This window comes from Amycolatopsis antarctica (genome assembly GCF_002262875.1).
Taxonomy (GTDB): Bacteria; Actinomycetota; Actinomycetes; order Mycobacteriales; family Pseudonocardiaceae; genus Amycolatopsis; species Amycolatopsis antarctica.
The window spans coordinates 262,523-282,904 of sequence record NZ_NKYE01000005.1 but is presented as its reverse complement, the minus strand read 5'-3'; the positions used below and the strand labels follow the sequence as shown (position 1 = coordinate 282,904).

The window sequence follows — 20,382 nt, the reverse complement described above, 5'->3', positions numbered from 1 at the left end:
CCCCTCCCGGAACCTTCCCACGAGAGCAGTCCCGCAGGCTTGCCCACGGTCGTCGCGATGGTCCGGAAACTCAACCCAATTCCGCGACCGTGCCAGCCGAACGGTTCCGCCGCACAGGGGAAACCGGTGGGTCATCTCGGTGCGCTGAGCGCCGCGAGTCCGGGCCGCCGCTGCACCGCGACCGTGCCGCGCACGATGCTTTCCTTGTACAGCGCGGCGATCCGCCCCGTCAGTACCGCCTCCACCGGACTGTCGTCGGCGCGGACGAACTGCACCAGCCCGTCCCGCCTGCCGAGGCTGATGCACTGGTTGAGGTAGCGGAAGCGCAGCGGACCCGCGGGGCGTCCGGCGAGATGGTCGGCGACGGACCTGGCGACGTGCGCGGCGGAGGGCAGGCCGGTCGCACAGGCCATCCGCAGTTCCTGCCCCGAGCGCATACGCGCGGCCGTGCCGTCGCCGACGCCGTAGACCTCCGGGTGCGAGACCGAGCGCAGCGTCTCGTCCACGATCAGCCTTCCGTGCGTGTCGACGGCCAGCCCCGCCTCGCCCGCCAGCGGCGGCACGGTGAAGCCCGTCGTCCAGACGACGGTGTCGGCGGGGAGGTGCTCACCGCCCGGCAGCAGCACGCCGTCCGGGCGGACCTCGCCCACCGGGGCGTTCTCCCGGACCGTGATGCCGAGCCGGCGGAAGACGCGCTGGAGGTGTCGCCGCGCGCGCACGGACAGGGCTTCGCCGAGCAGGCCACCGGTCACCAGCGTCACGGCCAGCCCGGGACGCGACTCGGCGAGTTCGGTCGCGGCCTCGATGCCGGTGAGGCCGCCGCCGACCACCGCGACGCTGCGTGCCAGCGGCAGACGGTCGCGCAGCCGCGCGGCCTGCGCGGCGTCGGCCACCGGGTAGGCGTGCTCGGCGACCCCCGGAACCGAGTGGACGTCGGCACCGCTGCCGAGCGCGTGGATCAGCACGTCGTACCCGAGCGGAGCGGAGGTACCCGCCAGCCGCACCGTCCGGGCCGCCGGGTCGATCCCGATGACCGTGTCGACGACGAACTCGATTCCGGTGCCGTCCAGCAGCCCGGTCAGCGGCAGGTCGCGCAGCCGCTGCCCGGACGCGAGCTGGTGCATCCGTACCCGTTCGACGAACCGGTCGCCGGCGTTCACCAGCGTCACCCTCGCCCCTGTCCGGCGCGCCACCAGCTTGGCCGCCACCAGGCCCGAGTACCCGGCGCCGAGAACCACGATGTGAGCTGTCATGTCCGTACTCCCTTTCCGCCTCATCCGCTGTCGCCACGTAGACCGATCGGCGGGCGGAAACGTGACAGTGCGGCGGGATGAGCCGGGTCACACGAGCTGACGGGCGGCGAACCGCAGCTTCTCCGGATCGCTCACCGTGCGCACGGCGACCAGGCCTCGGCGGGCGAACTCGGGTACCAGCACCGCCGTCAGCTCACCGCCCTGGTGCACGACGACGGCGGCCTGTCCGTTCACCGGGGAGACGGCGACCTGCGAGTGGGCCGCCCTCGGGTGCCTGCCGAGCCCGGCCAGCATCCGCGCGACCTCGGCCCTGCCCCGGACCGGGTGCCGCACGGTGGACGCCCGGCCACCATCGTCGGACCAGGCCACCGCCTCGGCGGCGAGCAGTGCCTCCAGTCCGGCCACGTCACCGGTGACGGTGGCGGCGAGGAAGCGTTCGACGAGCTGCCGGGCCTCCTCCGGCGGCACCGCGGAGCGGGTCCGGGATTCGCCGACGTGGGCCAGGGCGCGGCGGTGGAGCTGCCGGGAGTCGTCCTCGCCGACGTTCAGGATCCCGGCGATCTCGCGGTGGCTGTGGCCGAAGGCCTCGCGCAGCACGAACGCCGCCCGTTCGGCCGGTGCACAACGTTCCAGCAGAACGAGCAGCCCGAACGAGACGGAATGACGCCGCTCGGCGGTTTCCAGCGGGCCGAGCGCGTCGTCCGCGGTGAACACCGGCTCCGGCAGCCATGGACCCGGGTACCGCTCCCGCCCGTCCCGCGCTGAGGTCAGCCGGTCAAGGCAGAGGCTGGTGACGAGGGTGGTCGGCCCCACCTCCGGCTCGGCGGCGTCCGCGCGGCCCGTCCAGCGCGGGTACGCGTCCCGCAGTACCTCCTCGGCCTCCGCCGCCCTGCCCAGCAGGCGGTAGGCCAGGCCGAACAGGCGTCGCCCGTCTGCCTCGAAGCGATCCACGTCCCTGGCGGTCACGAGGTCCAGCCTGCCATGCCGGGACGCGAAAACGGCCCCGTCACCGCCGGATGGGCGGGAACGGGGCCGTCGAGGAGAGTGCTCGCGGGGTCAGCCCGCGGCGATCAGTTCCGCGATCTGCACGGCGTTGAGGGCCGCGCCCTTGCGCAGGTTGTCGCCGGAAAGGAAGAGGGCGAGTCCCCGGCCGTCGGCCACGCCGGGGTCGGCCCGGATCCGGCCGACGTAACTGGGGTCCTGGCCCGCGGCCTGCAGCGGTGTCGGGATGTCGGCCAGCCGCACCCCCGGCGCCGAGGACAGCAGCTCGGCCGCCCGCTCCGGGGAGAGCGCGCGGGAGAACTCGGCGTTGACCGACAGCGCGTGCCCGGAGAACACCGGCACCCGCACGCAGGTACCCGACACCAGCAGTTCCGGGATGCCGAGGATCTTGCGGCTCTCGTTGCGCAGCTTCTGCTCCTCGTCCGTCTCCTGCGAACCGTCGTCCACAATGGACCCGGCCATGGGCAGGACGTTGAACGCGATCGGCCGCGCGTACTTCACCGGTTCGCCGAGGTCCAGAACGCTGCCGTCATGGGTCAGTTCGGCGGCGCGGTCCCCCGCCGCCGCGACCTGCCCGGCGAGTTCCTCCACGCCGGCCAGCCCGCTGCCGGAGACGGCCTGGTAAGTGCTCGCGATCAGCCGAACCAGTCCCGCCTCGTCGTGCAGCGGCTTGAGCACCGGCATCGCGGCCATGGTGGTGCAGTTGGGGTTGGCGATGATGCCCTTGTTGGCGTTCTTGATCTCGCCCGGGTTGACCTCGCTGACGACCAGCGGGACGTCCGGGTCGAGCCGCCAGGCCGAGGAGTTGTCGATCACCGTGACGCCTGCCTCGGCGAACCGGGGGGCCTGCGCCTTCGAGGTGGATCCGCCCGCCGAGAACAACGCGATGTCCAGCCCGGACGGGTCGGCCGTCGCCGTGTCCTCGACCTCGATCTCGGTGTCCCGCCAGGCGAGCGTGCTGCCCGCCGACCTCGCCGAGGCGAAGTAGCGGAGTTCGGCGATCGGGAAGTCGCGCTCGGCCAGCAGCCGCCGCATCACCGCACCGACCTGACCGGTGGCGCCGACCAGGCCGACGCGCAGTCCGTTGGAACCCATCTCTACCGTCCGCTCCCCGCGTAGACGACGGCTTCTTCGTCGCCGCCGAGTTCGAATGCGTCGTGGATCGCCCGCACCGCGTCGTCCAGATGCGCCTCGCGGATCAGCACCGAGATCCGGATCTCCGAGGTGTTGATGATCTCGATGTTCACGCCCGCCTTGGCCAGTGCCTCGCAGAAGCCTGCCGTGACGCCCGGGTGCGAGCGCATCCCGGCGCCGACGAGCGAGACCTTGCCGACGTGGTCGTCGTAGAGCACCGAGGTCAGCCCGAGCTCGTCCTTGAGCTTCTCCAGCTCCTGCACGGCCTTCGGGCCGTTCGCCTTGGACAGGGTGAAGGTGATGTCGGTCCGGCCGGACGAGGTGCTGGAGATGTTCTGCAGCACCATGTCGATGTCGATCTCGGCATCGGCGACGGTGCGGAAGATCTTGGCGGCCGCGCCGGCGTGGTCGGGCACGCCGATGACCGTGATCTTGGCTTCGGACCGGTCGTGGGCCACGCCGGTGATCAACGCCTGTTCCACGGGGATCTCCTCAATAGAGCCGGTGACGGTGGTGCCCGGCTTGTCGCTGTACGAAGAACGGACACGGATCGGCACTCCGTAGCGGCGCGCGTACTCGACGCAGCGCAGCATCAGCACCTTCGCCCCGCTGGCCGCGAGTTCGAGCATCTCCTCGTACGGCACGGTGTCCAGCTTGCGGGCGTCGGGCACGATCCGTGGGTCGGCGGTGTACACACCGTCCACATCGGAGTAGATCTCGCAGACGTCGGCGCCGAGCGCCGCAGCCAGCGCGACGGCCGTCGCGTCGGAGCCACCGCGGCCGAGGGTGGTGATGTCCTTGGTGTCCTGGGAAACGCCCTGGAATCCGGCGACCAGCGCCACGTAGCCCTGTTCCAGGGCCTCGCTGACCCGGCTGGGCGTGACGTCGATGATGCGCGCGTTGCCGTGCACGGACGTCGTCACCACCCCGGCCTGCGAACCGGTGAACGACCACGCTTCCGCGCCCTGTGCCGAGATGGCCATCGCCACCAGCGCGTTGGAGATGCGTTCCCCCGCCGTCAGCAGCATGTCCATCTCGCGCTCCGGCGGGACGGGGTTCACCTGCTCGGCGAGATCGAGCAACTCGTCGGTGGTGTCGCCCATCGCGGAGCAGACCACCACCACGTCGTTGCCGGCCTTCTTGGTGGCCACGATGCGCTCGGCCACCCGCTTGATCCGGTCAGCGCTCTCCAGCGACGAACCGCCGTACTTCTGGACTACGAGCGCCACGCCCGAAACCTCCTCCTGGGGACGTCGCGACCTCGCCGCTTCGCCAGGGCGGGCGTCCCACTGTTTCGGCTGAGCCTACCGGGGCGGGGCCACCGGACCACTGGCTTGTGTGGCCCCGACCACTCCCGCGACGAAGTCGACCTTCACCCATTCGGGTAACCTTGGCCACCTTTCTTCGGAGCCAGGGCGTGTCGAGCGGACGCAAAGGAGTACCCACCGGTGCCGTCCACGCAGACGTCCACCCGGACGACGAACCGAGCAGCGACGAACCGAGCAACGACGGGCCGGGCAACGGCGTGGGCACCGGAGCCCGCGCCCACCAGGGGAACGCTCCCGGATCGCGGACGATCCCGGCCCGGTGCCCGGGTGGCGGCGGCGCTCGCACCGGCGCTGATCTACCTCGCCATCCGCGAGTTCGGCGTCCTGATGCTGTGGATCGCCGGGCGGATCGGCGAGTTCGACCTGGTCACCGCGCTGACGGTATGGGACGGCCAGTGGTACCTCGGGATCGCCGCCGGCGGCTACGCCGACACCCCGGACACGCTCGCCGACGCCTACGGCACGCAGAGCGCCGAGACGCCGCTCGCCTTCTTCCCCGGTTACCCGACGATCGTGCGCTGGGCGGAGCACCTGCCCGGGCTCACCCTCGCCGGGGCGGCGCTGCTCGTGAGCACCGCATCCGGGGTGCTGGCCGCGTACGCGCTGGCCCGGCTCGGCCGGATCGTCCGGGGCGGTTCCCCGGTCGCCGGGTACGTGCTCGTCGCACTGTTCGCGGCCGCCCCGATGGGCGTGGTGCTGTCCATGGCGTACTCCGAGGCGATGTTCTGCGCGCTCGCCGCGTGGGCGCTCGTCTTCGTGCTGGAACGCCGCTGGCTGTGGGCGGGCGGCTGCTGCGCACTGGCCGGGCTGGTCCGGCCGACCGTCGTCGCGCTGGTACTGGCCGTCGCGCTCGCCGCGCTGCTGCACGCGCTGCGTTCGCGCCATCTGCCGTCCCGGGTGGGTGCCGTGCTCGGCGCGGCGATCGCACCCGCCGGGCTGCTCGGCTACCTGTCCTGGGCCGGCGACTGGATCCGGCCGCAGGCGGACTGGCTGGACCGGATGGGCTCGTGGACGGAACTGCAGGAGAACGGCTGGGGGTCGCACTTCGACGGTGGGCTGGCCACCACGCGGTTCGCCGGCACGGCGATCACCCGCCTCGACGTCTGGCAGGACGTCGCCGCGGTGCTGGTGGCCGCCGGATTCGTGGCGCTGCTGGTGTTCGCGTACCGGCGGCGGCTGGAATGGCCGTTGCTCGTCTACGGGGCGGGGGTGCTGGTGATGACGCTGGGCTCCGCGGGACTGATGACCTCGAAGGCACGGCTGCTGCTGCCCGCGTTCACGCTGCTGGTGCCGGTGGCCGTCGCGCTGGCCCGGCGGCGGACGGCGACGAGGGCGCTCGTACTCGGTGGCGCCGCCGTGGCGAGTTCCTGGTTCGGTTACTGCGCGCTCATCATCTGGGAGAACGCGATCTGAGCCAGGGGGAGCCGATTATCGTGGCGGCATGGAGAAACCCGCCGACACGAGCGCACCCGTGCACGACCTGATCGCCCGCCGCTGGAGCCCGCGCGCCTTCGACGTGGACACCAAGCTCGACCAGGGCACCGTCCGGTCACTGCTCGAAGCTGCCCGCTGGGCTCCGTCCTACGGCAACACCCAGCCCGCCCGCTTCCTGTTCGGCATCCGCCCCGATGCGGCGTTCGACCGGATTCTCGGCACGCTCACCGAGAGCAACCAGGGCTGGGCGCGGCGGTCGAGTGCGCTGTTCGTCGGCCTTGCCGCCGCGCGCAACGACAAAGGCGAGGTTCCCTACGCGGAGTTCGGTGTCGGGCTGGCGAGCGCGAACCTCGTGCTGCAGGCCGTCGCCGAGGGGCTGGTGGCGCACCAGATGGCCGGATTCGACGCGGAGGCCGTGCGGCGGGAGTTCGGGCTGCCGGACGACGTCCGCCCGGTGATCGCGATCGCCGTGGGTGGCGCGGCCGAGCCGGAGGTGCTGGGCGAGGAGCGCCGCGTGGAACGCGAGCGGGCGCCCCGCGACCGGATCGCGCTGTCGGAGTTCGCCCACGAGGGCGACTGGGGAAATCCGGCGTTCTGACCCGGTCCGCCGCCGGTTCCGTCCGAAGTGGAACGACGGAACGGCGACGACTTCCCTTGTACCGCAAGCGAAAACATTCGTCGCACGCTGACCGGAGCGGCTGCTCCCCTGGTCCGTTGCGGTCCGGACGCGCCCGGGGTCAGCCCGCTCCGCCGACGCGGCGGATGATCTTGGCGACGATGGACGAGACGACCAGCCAGAACAGCGCGGCGATGCCGTAGTTGACCAGGACGCTGAGCTTCGGATCGGCCGGGGCGAACAGGTCCTTGAAGCCGACCGACAGGGTCTCGGACCAGTCACGGGCGAAGGTCACGATGCCGTTTTCCGGGTTGGCGTCGCCGACCACGAAGATGACGTGCATGACCAGGATCAGCGCGAAGATGAGCCCGATCCACCGCGCGATACCGGCGATCAGGCCGACGACCTTGTCCTTCGCGGCCCGCCAGTCGACCTTCGAGCCGGACTTCTTGCCCTCGTCCTCGTCCGGCACGGAGTAGGCGGGCGTGGGCGGGATCGCCTGCGTCGGCGCCTCGGCTGCCCCCGCGTCCGCACGGTGCTGCGGCTCGGACCCCTCGGGTCCGGCGCTCACCTGCTCCTTGCCGGTCTTCTCGGCATGCTCGGCCATGCACGGCAGTCTGACACGGCGGCCGGTCGGACGCTACGGGTGAGTAACATTCTCGGTACCCGGGAAGTTAACGGTTTGGCGTCACACCGGGTTTCCTTCTCGCCATGCGGGCGGTTAGTCTCGGTTCGTGGCACGCGCACTCCTGCTTCGCTGCCGCGACGGGGCCTGACCAGACCGGCTCCTCGTCGCGGGGCTTTGTGTTGCCGCCGGTCGGTCCGTTGTCGACGAACCCGTACCGACTCACCGCAGGAGCTGTCTCACCCTCATGACCACGCCCGGCAATTCCCCCAGCAGCATCCGCAAGCCCGCCCGCCCCGCCCCCTCGGGCCAGCCGGCCTGGAACCCGCAGCGCGGCACCTCGATGCCCGTGCACCGCTACCGCCCGTGGCACGAACTCGTCGAGGACATCGACCTGCCGGACCGCACCTGGCCCGCAGCGCGGATCGAGCGCGCGCCGCTGTGGTGCGCGGTCGACCTGCGTGACGGCAACCAGGCACTGATCGACCCGATGTCGCCCGCGCGCAAGCGGAAGTTCTTCGATCTGCTGGTCCGTATGGGATACAAGGAGATCGAGGTCGGTTTCCCCGCGGCCAGCCAGACCGACTTCGACTTCGTCAGGGAGATCATCGAGGAGGGCGCGATCCCCTCCGACGTCCGGATCCAGGTGCTGACGCAGTGCCGCCCCGAGCTGATCGAACGCACCTTCGCCTCGCTCGCCGGCGCGCAGCAGGCGATCGTGCACATCTACAACTCGACCTCGATCCTGCAGCGCCGCGTGGTCTTCCGCGAGGAGCGCGAGGGGATCAAGAAGATCGCGTTGCAGGGCGCGGAGATGGCGCTGGAGTACGCGGCGAAGCAGCCCGACACGGACTTCCGCTTCCAGTACTCCCCCGAGTCCTACACCGGCACCGAACTGTCCTATGCCGTCGAGGTCTGCAACGCCGTCACCGAGGTGTGGCAGCCGACGACCGAGCGCCCGGTGATCCTGAACCTGCCCGCGACCGTGGAAATGGCCACGCCGAACGTTTACGCCGACTCGATCGAGTGGATGCACCGCAACCTGGAACGTCGCGAGGGCGTCATCCTGTCGCTGCACCCGCACAACGACCGGGGAACCGGCATCGCCGCCGCCGAGCTGGGCTACCAGGCCGGGGCGGACCGGATCGAGGGCTGCCTGTTCGGCAACGGCGAGCGCACCGGCAACGTCGACCTGGTGGCGCTGGGGATGAACCTCTACAGCCAGGGCATCGACCCGCAGATCGACTTCTCCGACATCGACCAGATCAAGCGCACGGTCGAGTACTGCAACCAGCTCCCGGTCCCGGAGCGCAGCCCGTGGGGCGGCGACCTGGTGTTCACCGCCTTCTCCGGCAGCCACCAGGACGCCATCAACAAGGGCCTCGCCGCGCTGGACAAGGCCGCCGAGCGGGAGGGCGTGCCGGTCGGCGAGTACCCGTGGGAGGTGCCGTACCTGCCGATCGACCCGAAGGACGTCGGACGGGCCTACGAGGCGGTGATCCGGGTGAACTCGCAGTCCGGCAAGGGTGGCGTCGCGTACGTGATGAAGAGCGAGCACCAGCTCGACCTGCCGCGCCGGCTGCAGATCGAGTTCTCCCAGATCGTGCAGCGGCACACCGACTCCGAGGGCGGCGAGGTCGACCCGTCGACGATGTGGAACGCCTTCTCCGCCGAGTACCTGGAGCCGCGCGTCCCGCTGGAGCTGGTGCGCCAGCACGTCACCGACACCGGCGGCGGGGAGTACGAGATCGAGGCGACGGTGAAGGTGGACGGCGACGTCCACGACATCTCCGGCAGCGGGAACGGGCCCATCGCCTCGTTCTTCGACGCTCTCGCCGGCGTCGGTTTCGACCTGCGGCTGCTGGACTACAGCGAGCACACCATGTCGCCCGGTGACGACGCCCGCGCCGCCGCCTACATCGAGTGCGCCATCGACGACCGGGTCTACTGGGGCGTCGGCGTCGACCCGTCGATCGTGACCGCCTCGCTGCGTGCCGCGGTATCGGCGGTCAACCGGGCGAACCGGTAGGCGCAGGACCGGGAATTCCGGCCCTGGCAACGGGAGCGCCGCCCGGGTGAAATCCCGTCCGAAGGGGTTTGCCCGGGCGGCGTTCGTCGCCGCGGTGCGCGACTGATCGCTGGTCACTACCGTCGGGGGGCATGGGGCGAGTACGGATCGCGGTGCTGCTGGCGCTGGTGACGGTGCTCGCCGCCTGCACGAACAGCCCGGCACCCGGCGACGTCGAACGTCGTGGCCCGGCCGGATCCGTACCGCCGGGACTGGAACGGTTCTACGGCCAGACGCTGGACTGGCGGTCCTGCGCGGAGTTCGGCTCGCCGGACGCTCCGGAGGGTAGCGACTGCGCCTGGCTGGAAACGCCGCTGGACTACGCGAACCCGGCGGGAAGGACCGTGCGCACGGGAGTGACCCGGCACCGCGCCACCGACCCGGACCGCCGTATCGGCGTGCTCACCACCGACACCGGCGGCGGGGTCCGGTTCCGGATGAGCGCCGCCGCCACCTTCGGCAACGACGAACTGCGGGAACGCTTCGACGTGGTCGCCATCGACCGTCGCGGCAGCGGGACCAGCGACCTGCGGGCCCGGTGCTACGACAATGCGGACTGGGAACGCGACCGCGCAACCGACGCCCCCGGTGAGGCGAAGGACCGCGCCTACCTGGACGCCTGCCTGCGCAACAGCGGGGCCGAGGTGCTGACCGGACTCGGCACCCGCGAGGTCGCCCGCGACATGGACGTGCTGCGCTCCGCGCTCGGTGAACGGCAACTCTCCCTGTACGGCGCGTCCTCCGGAACCCTCGCGGCGATCGAGTACGCCGAGCGGTTCACCGGCTCGGTGCGGGCCTTGGTGCTCGACGGTCCGGCTCCGACGCGGCCACCGGACGTCGTGGCGGACGCCGCCGTCGGGGGCCGTGCCGTGCAGCGCGCGTTCGACGAGTTCGCGGCGCACTGTGCGTCCACACCGGACTGTCCGCTCGGGACGGACCCGGCCACGGCGGCCGGACGGCTGCACGCGCTGCTGCTGCCCCTGCTGGACCGTCCCGCCCCGGCCGGGGAGGGGCGCTCGCTGACGTTCAGCGACGCCGAGCTGGGCGTGACATCCGCCATCACCGCGGGCGCCGGTGACCGGGCGCGCACCGCCCTGACCGCGCTGAACAGCGAAAACGGCAGCGAACTGCTCGCGCTCGCCGACGAGTTCTATTACCGGCGCGACGCGAACGGCGACTACGATCGGAACGTGGCAAACGAGACCGCGGTCCGGTGCATCGACGAGGCGCGTCCGGACGCCGCGACCGCCCGTGCCGCCACCGAGGCCTACCGGGTGGCAGCACCGTTCCGGGAGACCGTCGGCCTGCGTTCCCCCTCGGGTACACCCGCTCCCGGCCTCGGCTCCGTGCTCAGCGCGTGCACCGCGTGGCCGGTCCCGCCGACCTGGGTGCCGCACCCACCGGACGCTCCGGGCCTGCCGACCCCGGTGCTGATCGCGGCGACCGGTGACCAGGCCACCCCGTACCGCGACGGCGTCGACCAGGCGCGCGCCCTACGCGGACGCCTGCTCACGCTGGAGGCCGGCACCCACGTGAACTACCTGCGCGGCAACGAGTGCGTGGACGAACCCGTCACCCGCGCACTGGTCGACGGGGTGCCGCCGGAAGCGGACCGCACATGCCGCTGAGGACGCTCTCAGGTGCGACTGGTCCGCCGGAATCTTGTTCCCGCCCCGGACGTTGGTGAGCATTGTGGACGCTTCCACAGCCGCGCTGCTGGTGCTCTTCGTGATCGCCCTGGTGCCCCTCGTCCCGACCGAGGTGGCACTGCTGGGCATGGGCGTGGCGGCGGCGCAGGGGCAGGCGGAGCTGCTGCCGGCGATCGTGGTGGCCGCCGTCGGCTGCCTGCTCTCCGACCAGGTGCTCTACCAGCTCGCCCGGCATCGCGGTGTGACCGTGCTCGACCGCCTGCGCAGGCGCCGCAACGTCGACAACGGGCTGCGCTGGATCGACCGGCACGCCGAGGACCACCTGCACGCGATCCTGGTGATCGCCCGCTGGCTGCCCTCCGGCGGCACGGTCGGCTCACTGCTCGCCGGGGCGATGCGCTGGCCGCGGATGCAGTTCCTCACCGCGTCCGCCATCGGTGTGACGCTGTGGTCCGGCTACGTCGCGCTGCTCGGTTACCTTGGCGGACAGTTCGTCCAGGAGCCCGGCGTCAGCCTGCTGATCTCGCTGGCCATCGCCGCCGCGCTGGGGGCCTGCCTCAGCGCCGTCGTCCGCAGGCGGGTGGAGAACACCTGACGCTCACGCTCAACTCGGCGTGAACCCGCGGCCGGACGCCCGGCGGTCACCCCATCGAGGCGAGCGCGGCGCCGACCGGGACGTCGCCGGTCAGCACGTCGAAGGCCTGGTTCTCGGTGCGCGGTTCGGACAGCGCCCCGACAAGTACCGAGGCCACGTCGGCGCGGGCGACCGTGCCGGGCTCCAGGTGACCGGCGACCTTGACCCTGCCGGTGCCCTGATCGTCGGTCAGGTTGCCGGGGCGCACGATGGTCCAGATCAGGCTGGAACGCCGCAGCTTGCTGTCCGACACCTGCTTGGCCAGCAGGATCGAACGGACCAGCCGGTCGCCCTGGTCCGGCGAGTCGGCGAACTGCGCGGAGAGCTGGACGTACCGCTGGACACCGGCCTGCTCGGCGGCGTGGATCGCGGCGATCGCCCCGTCCCGGTCGACCAGGTTGACGGCGGACGGGTCGGGATCCGCGGCCCCGGCCGTGTTGATCACGGCCTGGGAACCGGTGAACGCCTCCACCAGCGAGGCCGGATCGGACGCGAGATCGGCGGGTACCGGCCGGGCGCCGAGCCCGGCGACGGCCTCGCCGTGGCGTGTGCTGCGCAGCCCGGCGTACACCGTGTGCCCGTGCCTGCGGAGCAGGCGTACGACGTGGATTCCGGTGCGTCCGCTCGATCCGAGCACGGTGACCTGCATGGGCGGTGATTCTGCCCGTTCGGGTGCGGCCTGCGCACGAAGTTCGGTGAAGTAGCCCGGCGAAGCGGGTGGTCCCGGGCGGACGGTCGCCCGCCCGGGACCGGCCGGTCACTGTGCGTGCTGTGCTGCGACCTCTTCGCGCAGGCGTTCCTCGGTGGCCCTCGCTTCCGGGGTGAAGGCGTCGCCGAAGTCCTCCGCCTCGAAGATCTGGCGCAGCTCCAGCTCGTCACCCTCGGCGCCCGGCCAGCGGCGCAGCCAGTCGTACGCCTCCTCGCGGGAGTCCACCTTGATGATCGAGAAGCCGCCGATCAGCTCCTTGGCCTCACTGAACGGTCCGTCGGTGATGCTGACCTTCCCGGCCGGGAAGGTGACCCGCGCACCCTTGGAACTCGGGTGCAGGCCCTCACCGGCCACCATCACCCCGGCCTTGACCATCTCCTCGTTGTACTTGCCCATCGCGTTGAGCTGCTCCTCGGTCGGCATGGCGCCGCCCTCGTAGTCCTCGTTGCCCTTCACGATGATCATGAATCGCATGGTCTTCCCCTTTTGCCGCTGTGCCGTGGTCTCTTCCACCTACGCGTCGAACGGCCCGGGCCGGAATCGACACCGGGCGACGTTCTCTTTGAAGGAATCTCTCCGGCCCCCGATTTCGTAACACCCCTCCGGCGACACGGCGGCGAAGGGGTGGAAACGCCGGACGCCCCTGGCCGTGCTGGCCAGGGGCGTCCGGCGTACGAGCGGCGGGACTCAGCCGCCGAGCACCTCAGTCACCGAACCCGCGTGCGGGACGTCGACGCCGGAATCCCCCGTGGTCGGATCGACCACGGTCGCCTCCACGGCGTGCGGCGTGATCCGCCCGGCGTGGATGTCCTCCGCGAAGTGGCAGGCGACGCGGTGCCCGCCACCGGCGACTTCCCGCAGCGCCGGACGCTCCGTGTCGCACTTGGTCTCCTGCCGCCACGGGCACCGGGTGTGGAACCGGCAGCCACTCGGCGGGTTGGCGGGCGAGGGCAGGTCGCCGGCGAGCAGGATCTGCTCACGGGTGTCCTCCACCGTCGGGTCCGGCACCGGGATCGCCGACAGCAGCGCCTTCGTGTATGGGTGCATCGGCTCGGCGTACAGGGTGTCCGCGTCCGTCTCCTCGACCAGTGAGCCGAGGTACATCACGCCGATCCGGTCGGAGATGTGCCGGACGACGGCGAGATCGTGCGCGATCACCAGGTAGGTCAGGCCGAACTCCTGCTGCAGATCCTCCAGGAGGTTGATCACCTGCGCCTGCACCGAGACGTCCAGTGCGGACACCGGCTCGTCGGCGACGATCAGGTCCGGCTCCACCGCCAGCGCCCGCGCGATACCGATGCGCTGGCGCTGTCCGCCGGAGAACTCGTGCGGGTACTTGTACAGCGAGTTGGCGGGCAGGCCGACCGCGTCGAGCAGTTCGAGCAACCGGTTACGGGTGCTCTCCTTGCCCTTGTCCAGTCCGTGCGCACGCATCCCCTCGACGAGGATCGACTCGACGGACTGCCGGGGATCCAGGCTGGACAACGGATCCTGGAACACCATCTGCATCCGGCGGCGCATCTTGCGCAGGTCCTCGCCCTTGAGCGTGGACACGTCGATGCCGTCGAAGGTCACCTTGCCACCGGTGGGCTCGACCAGCTTCAGCAGCCCGCGGCCCAGCGTCGTCTTGCCGCAGCCGGACTCGCCGACGAGACCGTAGGTCTCACCGCGACGCACTTCCAGGTCCACCCCGTCCACGGCGTAGACGTACCCGATCGTCTTGTCGAACACGATGCCGCGCTTGATCGGGAAGTGCACCTTGATGTCCTCGATGGACACCAGCACCTCGCCCTGACCGTCCGATGCGGACGGTGTGGATGATCCGGTTCCCGTGGCCTCCGCCGTCATGAGCGCACCTCCGCCGCGGCCACCGGCACGACCGGGTTGTGACACCGCAACATGCCGCCGCCGTCCGTTTCCAGCACCGGCGACTGCTCACGGCAGACGTCCAGCGCGTTGGGGCAGCGCGGCGCGAACGCGCACGCACTGTCCCAGGGGATGTTGTCGACCACCGAACCCTTGATGGGCACCAGCTTCTCGCCGCGCGGCGCGTTCAGCCGGGGAATCGACTGGAGCAGTCCGTGCGTGTACGGGTGGCGCGGGTGGGCGAACAGCTCGTGCCGCTCGGCCCGCTCCACGATCCGGCCGCCGTACATGACGTTGACCTCGTCGCACAGCCCGGCGACGACGCCGAGGTCGTGTGTGATCATGATCAACGCCGTGTCCGTACCGGACACCAGGCTGGAGAGCAGGTTCAGGATCTGCGCCTGGATGGTCACGTCGAGCGCGGTGGTCGGCTCGTCCGCGATCAGCAGCCGCGGCCTGCACGCCAGCGCGATCGCGATCAGCGCGCGCTGCCGCATACCGCCGGAGAGCTGGTGCGGGTATTCGGTGATCCGCCGCGCCGGGTCCGGGATGCCGACCTTGTCCAGCAGTTCCACGGCCTCGGTACGCGCCTGCTTGCGGGGCGTGCCACGGTGCCGCTCGATGACCTCGGTGATCTGCAGCCCGATCGGGATGACCGGGTTCAGCGAGGACAGCGGATCCTGGAACACCATGCCGAGGTCGCGGCCCCGGCGTTCGCGCAGTTCCTTGTCGGAAAGGCCGAGCAGTTCGGTGCCCTCGAAGGTCGCCGAGCCGGAGACCTTCGAGCCACGCTTGGCCAGCAGTCCCATGATCGCCAGCGACGTCACCGACTTGCCACTGCCGGACTCACCGACGATGCCGATGGTCTGGCCGGGGTCGACGGAGAAGCTCACCCCGTCGACCGCGGTGAACGGTCGCTGCCCCTTGCGCTGGAACACGACCGAGAGGTCGTTCACCTCAAGCAGAGCCATACCGGTTCACCTCCTGTTTTTCGGGTCGAGGGATTCGCGCAGCGACTCGCCGAGCAGCGTGAACCCCAGCGCGATGATGATGATCGCGATGGCGGGATAGAACGCGAGTTCCGGCTTGACGTCGAGGTAGCGCTGCGCGTTGGCGAGCATCAGGCCCCACTCGGCACGCGAGGGGTCCGGGTCGCCGAGACCGAGGAACGACAGCGCCGCCGCGTCCAGGATCGTCGTCGCCAGCGTCAGCGTCGCCTGGACGATGACCGGGCCCACCGAGTTCGGCAGAATATGCCGGAACACGATCGTCGACTTCTTCACGCCCAGCGCCGTCGCGGCGAGCACGTGGTCGCTGGATCGCTGCGCGAGCATCGCCCCGCGCAGCAGCCGGGCGAAGATCGGCACGGTCACCGTGGCGACGGCGAAGATCAGCGTCGTCTGGTTGCCCTGGAGGAACAGCGCGGCGATGGAGATGGCCAGCAGCAGCGACGGGATCGACAGCATGATGTCGGTCATCCGCATCAGCAGGGTGTCCACCCAGCCGCCCAGCGCACCGGCCAGCCCGCCGATGAGCATCCCGACGACGAGACCGATCAGCGTCGCGAACACACCGACGATCAGCGTCTGCTGTGAGCCCACCAGCAACCGGGAGAAGAAGTCGTAGCCGTTCTGGTCACTGCCGAGCAGGAAGCCGGGCATCGATCCGGGGATCGAGTCCGGCCGCAGGCCCTCCTGCAGTTCTCCGTAACGAAGGAACGGGTCCTTCGGCGCGAGGACCGGGGAGAGCGCGGCCAGCAGGATGAACAGGACGACGATCACGGCACCGGTGATGGCCACCGGGCTCTGCGACATCCGCTTGAAGGCGTCCTTGGCAAGGCTGGTCCCGCCGCCGGACTCGGCCAGCGAATCGATGCGGTCCTTCTTGCGCTGCAACAGCTTCGATCCGGTCATCGCACACGCACCCTCGGGTCGATGATGGCGTAGGAGACGTCGACGATGAGGTTCACCAGCACGTAGACGAGCGCGGCCAGCAGCAGCAGGGCCTGCAGCCGTGGATAGTCACGTAGATTGATCGCCTCCTCCAGCAAGGAGCCCACACCGCCCCAGTTGAACACCTTCTCGGTCAGCACCGCACCCGCCAGCAACAGGCCGGTCTGCAGGCCGATCGTGGTGGACACCGGCAGCAATCCGTTGCGCAGCACGTGCCTGCGCCGGATCACCGAGGTGGTCAGGCCCTTCGACTCGGCCGTGCGGACGAAGTCCTCGTCGAGCACGTCGAGCACGGAAGCCCTGGTGATCCGGACGATCACCGCGAACGGGATCGTGGCCAGCGTGACCGCGGGCAGGATCAGGTGCAGGAAACCGTCCCAGCTCGCGTCGTACTCGCCGGTCAGCAGACCGTCCAGGAGCACGAAGCCGGTGACGTTGGTGGCGTCGATCGTGACGTCCTGTCTGCCCGAGGGGGGCAGGATCGCCAGGTTGCTGGCGAAGACGAACTTGAGCAGGAAGCCAAGGAAGAACACCGGCACCGCGACCCCGACCAGCGTGGTCATCACGGTGGCGTTGTCCAGGAACCGGCCCCGGAACCGGGCCGCGACGTACCCGAGCGGGATACCGAAGACGACCGCGAGGAACAACGCGGCGACCGAGAGTTCGACCGTCGCCGGGAAGGTGCGGCCGATCTCCTCCAGCACCGGCTGGGCGGACACCAGCGAGGAACCGAAGTCACCGGTGAGGACCCGGCCGAGGAACTTGAAGTACTGCACGAAAATCGGCTGGTCGAGCCCCAGGATCGCATTGAGCTGCGCGATCTTCTCGGGGGTCGCCTTGTCGCCGAGCAGCGCGCTCGCGGGGCCGCCGGGCAGAGCCCGCAGCCAGGCGAAGACCAGGATGGACAGGACCAGGAGGGTCGGAATTGCCTGTAGCAACCGACGGACGATGAATCTCAGCATGGATTACCCCGTTCACGCCGCCAGGGGTGGCGACCTGTTGGTCACCACCCCTGGGGCGTGAGACGTCTACTCCTTAGTGACGGTGGCGAAGCGCTCGTCGGTCAGCGGGCTGGGCACGATGCCCTGGATGTTGCCGCCGACGACGATGGCCGGGGGCGAGGAGCTGACCGGCACGGCCGGCACGTACTTGGAGATCAGCACGCTGGCCTCCTCGTAACCGGCCTTCTTCGCCGCCGGGTCGACCTGCGAGTCGGCCTTCGACAGGGCGTCGAAGATCGCCGGGTCGCTGAAGCCGAACTCGGCCTTCTCCCGGCCGAAGAACGTGCCGATGAAGTTGCCGGCGTCGCCGTAGTCACCGGTCCAGCCGAGCAGGTGGATGTCGTGCTTTCCGGCCTTCTGCACGTCGTCCTTGAAGCCACCGTTCCACGGCCGCGGGACGGCGTTGACGGTGATGCCGACCGCCTTCAGGTCCTCGGTGATGGCGCCGGCGAGTTCCTGCGGGTTCGGCATGTACGGGCGGCTGACCTCGGTCGGGATGTAGAAGTTCAGCGTGAGCCCCTCGGCTCCCGCCTCCTTCAGCAGTGCCTTGGCCTTCTCCGGGTCGTAGGCGTGCTTCTCGACGTTCGGGGTGTTGCCCGGCGTCTCGGCGGGCACGAACTGGTCGCGGCCCTGGCCGCCCTCGGGCAGCTTGTTCTGCGCGAGCTGGTCCTTGTTGACCGCGTAGTCGAGCGCCTGGCGGACACGGACGTCCTTCAGGGCCGGGTTGTTCGTCTGGTTGATGCCCAGATACATGATGTTGTTGACCGGGCGGACCATGACGTTCGCGCCGGCTTCCTTGAGCGCGTTGTAGTCGGCCGGGTTCGGCAGGTCGTACCCGTCGATCGCGCCGGACCGCAGCTCTTCCTTGCGCGCAGCCTCGTCCGGGATGATCTTGAAGATCACCTTGTCCAACTTGGCCTTCTCGCCCCAGTACTCCTCGTTGCGCACCAGGGTGATGGTGCCCTGGGCGCGGTCGAAACCCTCGAACTTGAACGGTCCGGTACCGGTGGGGTGATCGGTGGCGTACTCGGGATAGGTGAACGATTCGCCGCTCTGGGTGACCTCGTCGGCGTTGTACTTCTTCAGCGCCTCGGGGCTGGAGATCGACAGCGAGGTGAGACCGAAGGCGTCCGGGAACGCGCCGCGCGCCTTGTTCAGGTTCAGCACGGCCGTGGAGTCGTCCTTGGCCTCGCAGTTCTTGTACAGCGGGTCGCCGGTGGCGTCACCCTCGTTCTGCGCGAACCCGCCGAAGATGTCGCCGTAGTAGATCATCTGGCTCTGTGCGGCCGCGCCCTTGATGTTGAACCAGCGATCGAAGTTCGCGCACACGGCGGCGGCGTTGAACGGGGTGCCGTCGTGGAACTTGACGTTCTTCCGCAGGCTGAACGTCCAGCTCGTGCCGTCGGGGCTCGGCTCCCACTTCTCCGCGAGACCGGGCTCGACCTCGGCCGTACCCGGCTTGTACTGCACGAGGGTCTCGTACATCTGCCGGATCGGACGGAAGCTCTCGCCGTCGTCGTTGAAGATCGGGTCGAAGTTCTTGGGCGCTCCCGCGGCGCCGAAAACCAGCGTTCCGCCGGCCTGACCTCCGCCACCCTGTTCACCATCGCGCTCGGACTGCGCGCAGGCGGTCGCTGACAGCGCGAGCGCGCCCGCAAGCCCGATCAGGGCAATACGACGCGTTCGGGCAACCCGCTTGTGGAGCATTTGGCACCCCTTGACACATGTTCGGGACTCGGACCGTCGGCACGGCAAAGTACGCCGACGGCACTTCGGTGTGGTCGCAGACATTAGTCGCTCGTCGGCCCGCACTTAAGCACGTGAGGTTACGATCGCGCTACACGGAGGGTGAATGACCGGCACAGCGTCCGCACACTGTCACCGACCGTGCAACTTCGGGGGTGGATCGTCACGAATCACCCAACTGGCCTGCGCCGAACGAGGTATCGGCACGCAGGTGGGGTTGGTCGATGGCGAACCAGCCGCGCTCGAACGCCTGCCACCGCGTCAGCGGCGCCCGCGATGGCTCTCCGTCACGGGCAACCGCCCGTTCCAGCCGGGTCGCCGCGTCCGGTCCGGGCAGCCAGCTCAGGTGCGCCAGTGAGGGCCGCACCGACGCCCGCCCCGCCGACACGCCCTCCAGCACCAGCACGTCCGGCACCTCGACGTCCACGTACTCCCCCGGCACCGGACGGCCATCGGGCCACTCGACGCGGCGGTAACGGCCGGGGCGGCCCTCGGCGTACGGCGCCAGCACCCCGTCACGCAGCCTCGGCCACCAGGCCACCGGATCGTCCCAGGTGGCGAAGTCGTCGGTACGAAGGAGAACGGTGCGCGCGGCCCGGGCTCGCAACGCCTCGACGACCCGGTCGGCGAAGGTCGACTTGCCCGCCCCGGACGGGCCGTCGACGGCCAGCAGCCGGACCCCGCCGAGCCGGGCGGGCGCGGCCAGTGCCGCGGCGGCGACCACCGCGGCCGCTGCCGCGGGCGTCCCGGCGGCCGTCACGCCGGGCTACAGCGCGCGGCGGCCGGACAGCGCGCGGCCGAGCGTCAGCTCGTCGGCGAACTCGAGGTCGCCGCCCATCGGCAGCCCGTGAGCGAGCCTGGTCACCGTGAGACCGGGGAAGTCGCGCAACATCCGCACCAGGTAGGTGGCGGTCGCCTCGCCCTCGGTGTTCGGGTCGGTCGCGATGATCACCTCGGTGACCTCGTCGGAGCCGATCCGCGACAGCAGCTCGCGCATCCGGAGTTGCTCCGGTCCGATGCCGGACAACGGGTCCAGCGCGCCGCCCAGCACGTGGTAACGGCCACGGAACTCCCGCGTCCGCTCCACCGCGAGCACGTCCTTCGGTTCCTCGACCACGCAGATGACGCTGGCGTCGCGGCGGGTGTCCCGGCAGATCCGGCACTGCGGCTGCTCCGAGACGTTGCCGCAGACCTCGCAGAACTGCACGCCCTCGGCCACCTTGCCGAGCACTTCGCGGAGCCGCCCGATGTCGGCGGGATCCGCGGCGAGCAGGTGGAAGGCGATTCGCTGCGCGCTCTTCGGACCGACGCCGGGCAGCCGCCCGAGCTCGTCGATCAGGTCCTGGACTACGCCCTCGTACACAG

Annotated in this window: 19 protein-coding genes; 5 read left to right on the top strand and 14 right to left on the bottom strand. The window is 70.3% G+C overall.

Annotation, left to right across the window (positions count from 1 at the left end):
* Positions 1-131: 131 nt before the first annotated feature.
* The 4 genes from CFN78_RS10940 to CFN78_RS10925 all read right to left on the bottom strand — a co-directional run bounded on the left by CFN78_RS10940 (position 132) and on the right by CFN78_RS10925 (position 4,618).
* Positions 132-1,253 (bottom strand): NAD(P)/FAD-dependent oxidoreductase, encoded by a 1,122-nt coding sequence (locus CFN78_RS10940; protein ID WP_094862608.1) that lies wholly within the window; start codon positions 1,251-1,253, stop codon positions 132-134.
* Positions 1,254-1,340: 87 nt separating this feature from the next.
* Complete coding sequence (locus CFN78_RS10935) at positions 1,341-2,219, bottom strand: sigma factor-like helix-turn-helix DNA-binding protein (protein ID WP_094862607.1); 879 nt, start codon at positions 2,217-2,219, stop codon at positions 1,341-1,343.
* Positions 2,220-2,309: 90 nt separating this feature from the next.
* Complete coding sequence (locus CFN78_RS10930; protein ID WP_094862606.1) at positions 2,310-3,350, bottom strand: aspartate-semialdehyde dehydrogenase; 1,041 nt, start codon at positions 3,348-3,350, stop codon at positions 2,310-2,312.
* A gap of 2 nt (positions 3,351-3,352) precedes the next feature.
* Positions 3,353-4,618 carry an aspartate kinase gene (locus CFN78_RS10925; RefSeq protein WP_094862605.1) on the bottom strand — a complete coding sequence of 422 codons (1,266 nt, stop codon included), beginning with the start codon at positions 4,616-4,618 and terminating at the stop codon, positions 3,353-3,355.
* A gap of 366 nt (positions 4,619-4,984) precedes the next feature.
* Between CFN78_RS10925 and CFN78_RS10920 the strand changes: the two genes are divergently transcribed.
* Both CFN78_RS10920 and CFN78_RS10915 read left to right on the top strand, forming a co-directional pair.
* Positions 4,985-6,130, top strand: coding sequence for a hypothetical protein (locus CFN78_RS10920; protein ID WP_240519380.1), 1,146 nt, complete (start codon positions 4,985-4,987; stop codon positions 6,128-6,130).
* 28 nt (positions 6,131-6,158) lie between these two features.
* Entirely contained in the window at positions 6,159-6,749 is a 591-nt protein-coding gene (locus CFN78_RS10915; RefSeq protein ID WP_094862604.1) for a nitroreductase family protein, read from the top strand.
* Between the two features lie 139 nt (positions 6,750-6,888).
* Here the strand turns inward: CFN78_RS10915 and CFN78_RS10910 are convergent, their stop codons facing one another.
* Positions 6,889-7,239 (bottom strand): hypothetical protein, encoded by a 351-nt coding sequence (locus CFN78_RS10910; RefSeq protein ID WP_094862708.1) that lies wholly within the window; start codon positions 7,237-7,239, stop codon positions 6,889-6,891.
* A gap of 400 nt (positions 7,240-7,639) precedes the next feature.
* On the opposite strand from CFN78_RS10910, the gene leuA reads away from it, so the two are divergent.
* The 3 genes from leuA to CFN78_RS10895 all read left to right on the top strand — a co-directional run bounded on the left by leuA (position 7,640) and on the right by CFN78_RS10895 (position 11,704).
* Positions 7,640-9,421, top strand: coding sequence for a 2-isopropylmalate synthase (leuA, locus tag CFN78_RS10905; RefSeq protein WP_094862603.1), 1,782 nt, complete (start codon positions 7,640-7,642; stop codon positions 9,419-9,421).
* Between the two features lie 131 nt (positions 9,422-9,552).
* Complete coding sequence (locus CFN78_RS10900) at positions 9,553-11,088, top strand: alpha/beta hydrolase (RefSeq protein WP_094862602.1); 1,536 nt, start codon at positions 9,553-9,555, stop codon at positions 11,086-11,088.
* Positions 11,089-11,152: 64 nt separating this feature from the next.
* Positions 11,153-11,704 carry a DedA family protein gene (locus CFN78_RS10895; RefSeq protein WP_094862601.1) on the top strand — a complete coding sequence of 184 codons (552 nt, stop codon included), beginning with the start codon at positions 11,153-11,155 and terminating at the stop codon, positions 11,702-11,704.
* Between the two features lie 46 nt (positions 11,705-11,750).
* Here the strand turns inward: CFN78_RS10895 and CFN78_RS10890 are convergent, their stop codons facing one another.
* From CFN78_RS10890 to recR, 9 genes are all read right to left on the bottom strand, one after another.
* Positions 11,751-12,392: an SDR family oxidoreductase gene (locus tag CFN78_RS10890; RefSeq protein WP_094862600.1), complete on the bottom strand. Its 642-nt coding sequence runs from the start codon at positions 12,390-12,392 to the stop codon at positions 11,751-11,753.
* Between the two features lie 108 nt (positions 12,393-12,500).
* Entirely contained in the window at positions 12,501-12,926 is a 426-nt protein-coding gene (locus CFN78_RS10885) for a YciI family protein (protein WP_094862599.1), read from the bottom strand.
* Positions 12,927-13,139: 213 nt separating this feature from the next.
* Positions 13,140-14,300, bottom strand: a complete 1,161-nt coding sequence (locus CFN78_RS10880; RefSeq protein ID WP_094862598.1) for an ABC transporter ATP-binding protein — start codon at positions 14,298-14,300, stop codon at positions 13,140-13,142.
* Positions 14,297-15,289 (bottom strand): ABC transporter ATP-binding protein, encoded by a 993-nt coding sequence (locus CFN78_RS10875; protein ID WP_094862597.1) that lies wholly within the window; start codon positions 15,287-15,289, stop codon positions 14,297-14,299. The genes CFN78_RS10880 and CFN78_RS10875 overlap by 4 nt, the downstream gene beginning before the upstream one ends.
* 6 nt (positions 15,290-15,295) lie before the next feature.
* A complete protein-coding gene (locus CFN78_RS10870; protein ID WP_094862596.1) occupies positions 15,296-16,231 on the bottom strand; it encodes an ABC transporter permease in 936 nt (311 codons plus the stop codon).
* A complete protein-coding gene (locus CFN78_RS10865) occupies positions 16,228-17,232 on the bottom strand; it encodes an ABC transporter permease (RefSeq protein WP_094862595.1) in 1,005 nt (334 codons plus the stop codon). The genes CFN78_RS10870 and CFN78_RS10865 overlap by 4 nt, the downstream gene beginning before the upstream one ends.
* Before the next feature lie 66 nt (positions 17,233-17,298).
* Positions 17,299-18,978, bottom strand: coding sequence for an ABC transporter substrate-binding protein (locus tag CFN78_RS10860; protein WP_094862594.1), 1,680 nt, complete (start codon positions 18,976-18,978; stop codon positions 17,299-17,301).
* Positions 18,979-19,180: 202 nt separating this feature from the next.
* Positions 19,181-19,777, bottom strand: coding sequence for a uridine kinase family protein (locus CFN78_RS10855; RefSeq protein WP_240519379.1), 597 nt, complete (start codon positions 19,775-19,777; stop codon positions 19,181-19,183).
* Positions 19,778-19,783: 6 nt separating this feature from the next.
* Entirely contained in the window at positions 19,784-20,380 is a 597-nt protein-coding gene (gene recR / locus CFN78_RS10850; protein ID WP_094862592.1) for a recombination mediator RecR, read from the bottom strand.
* Positions 20,381-20,382: the final 2 nt, after the last annotated feature.

Excerpts from the sequence above, each read along its gene's own strand:
- CFN78_RS10940 (WP_094862608.1), bottom strand. The coding sequence starts at position 1,253 with ATGACAGCTCACATCGTGGTTCTCGGCGCCGGGTACTCGGGCCTGGTG.
- CFN78_RS10930 (WP_094862606.1), bottom strand. The coding sequence starts at position 3,350 with ATGGGTTCCAACGGACTGCGCGTCGGCCTGGTCGGCGCCACCGGTCAG.
- CFN78_RS10915 (WP_094862604.1), top strand. The coding sequence starts at position 6,159 with ATGGAGAAACCCGCCGACACGAGCGCACCCGTGCACGACCTGATCGCC.
- leuA (WP_094862603.1), top strand. The coding sequence starts at position 7,640 with ATGACCACGCCCGGCAATTCCCCCAGCAGCATCCGCAAGCCCGCCCGC.
- CFN78_RS10900 (WP_094862602.1), top strand. The coding sequence starts at position 9,553 with ATGGGGCGAGTACGGATCGCGGTGCTGCTGGCGCTGGTGACGGTGCTC.
- CFN78_RS10890 (WP_094862600.1), bottom strand. The coding sequence starts at position 12,392 with ATGCAGGTCACCGTGCTCGGATCGAGCGGACGCACCGGAATCCACGTC.
- CFN78_RS10885 (WP_094862599.1), bottom strand. The coding sequence starts at position 12,926 with ATGCGATTCATGATCATCGTGAAGGGCAACGAGGACTACGAGGGCGGC.
- CFN78_RS10880 (WP_094862598.1), bottom strand. The coding sequence starts at position 14,300 with ATGACGGCGGAGGCCACGGGAACCGGATCATCCACACCGTCCGCATCG.
- CFN78_RS10875 (WP_094862597.1), bottom strand. The coding sequence starts at position 15,289 with ATGGCTCTGCTTGAGGTGAACGACCTCTCGGTCGTGTTCCAGCGCAAG.
- CFN78_RS10870 (WP_094862596.1), bottom strand. The coding sequence starts at position 16,231 with ATGACCGGATCGAAGCTGTTGCAGCGCAAGAAGGACCGCATCGATTCG.
- CFN78_RS10865 (WP_094862595.1), bottom strand. The coding sequence starts at position 17,232 with ATGCTGAGATTCATCGTCCGTCGGTTGCTACAGGCAATTCCGACCCTC.
- CFN78_RS10860 (WP_094862594.1), bottom strand. The coding sequence starts at position 18,978 with ATGCTCCACAAGCGGGTTGCCCGAACGCGTCGTATTGCCCTGATCGGG.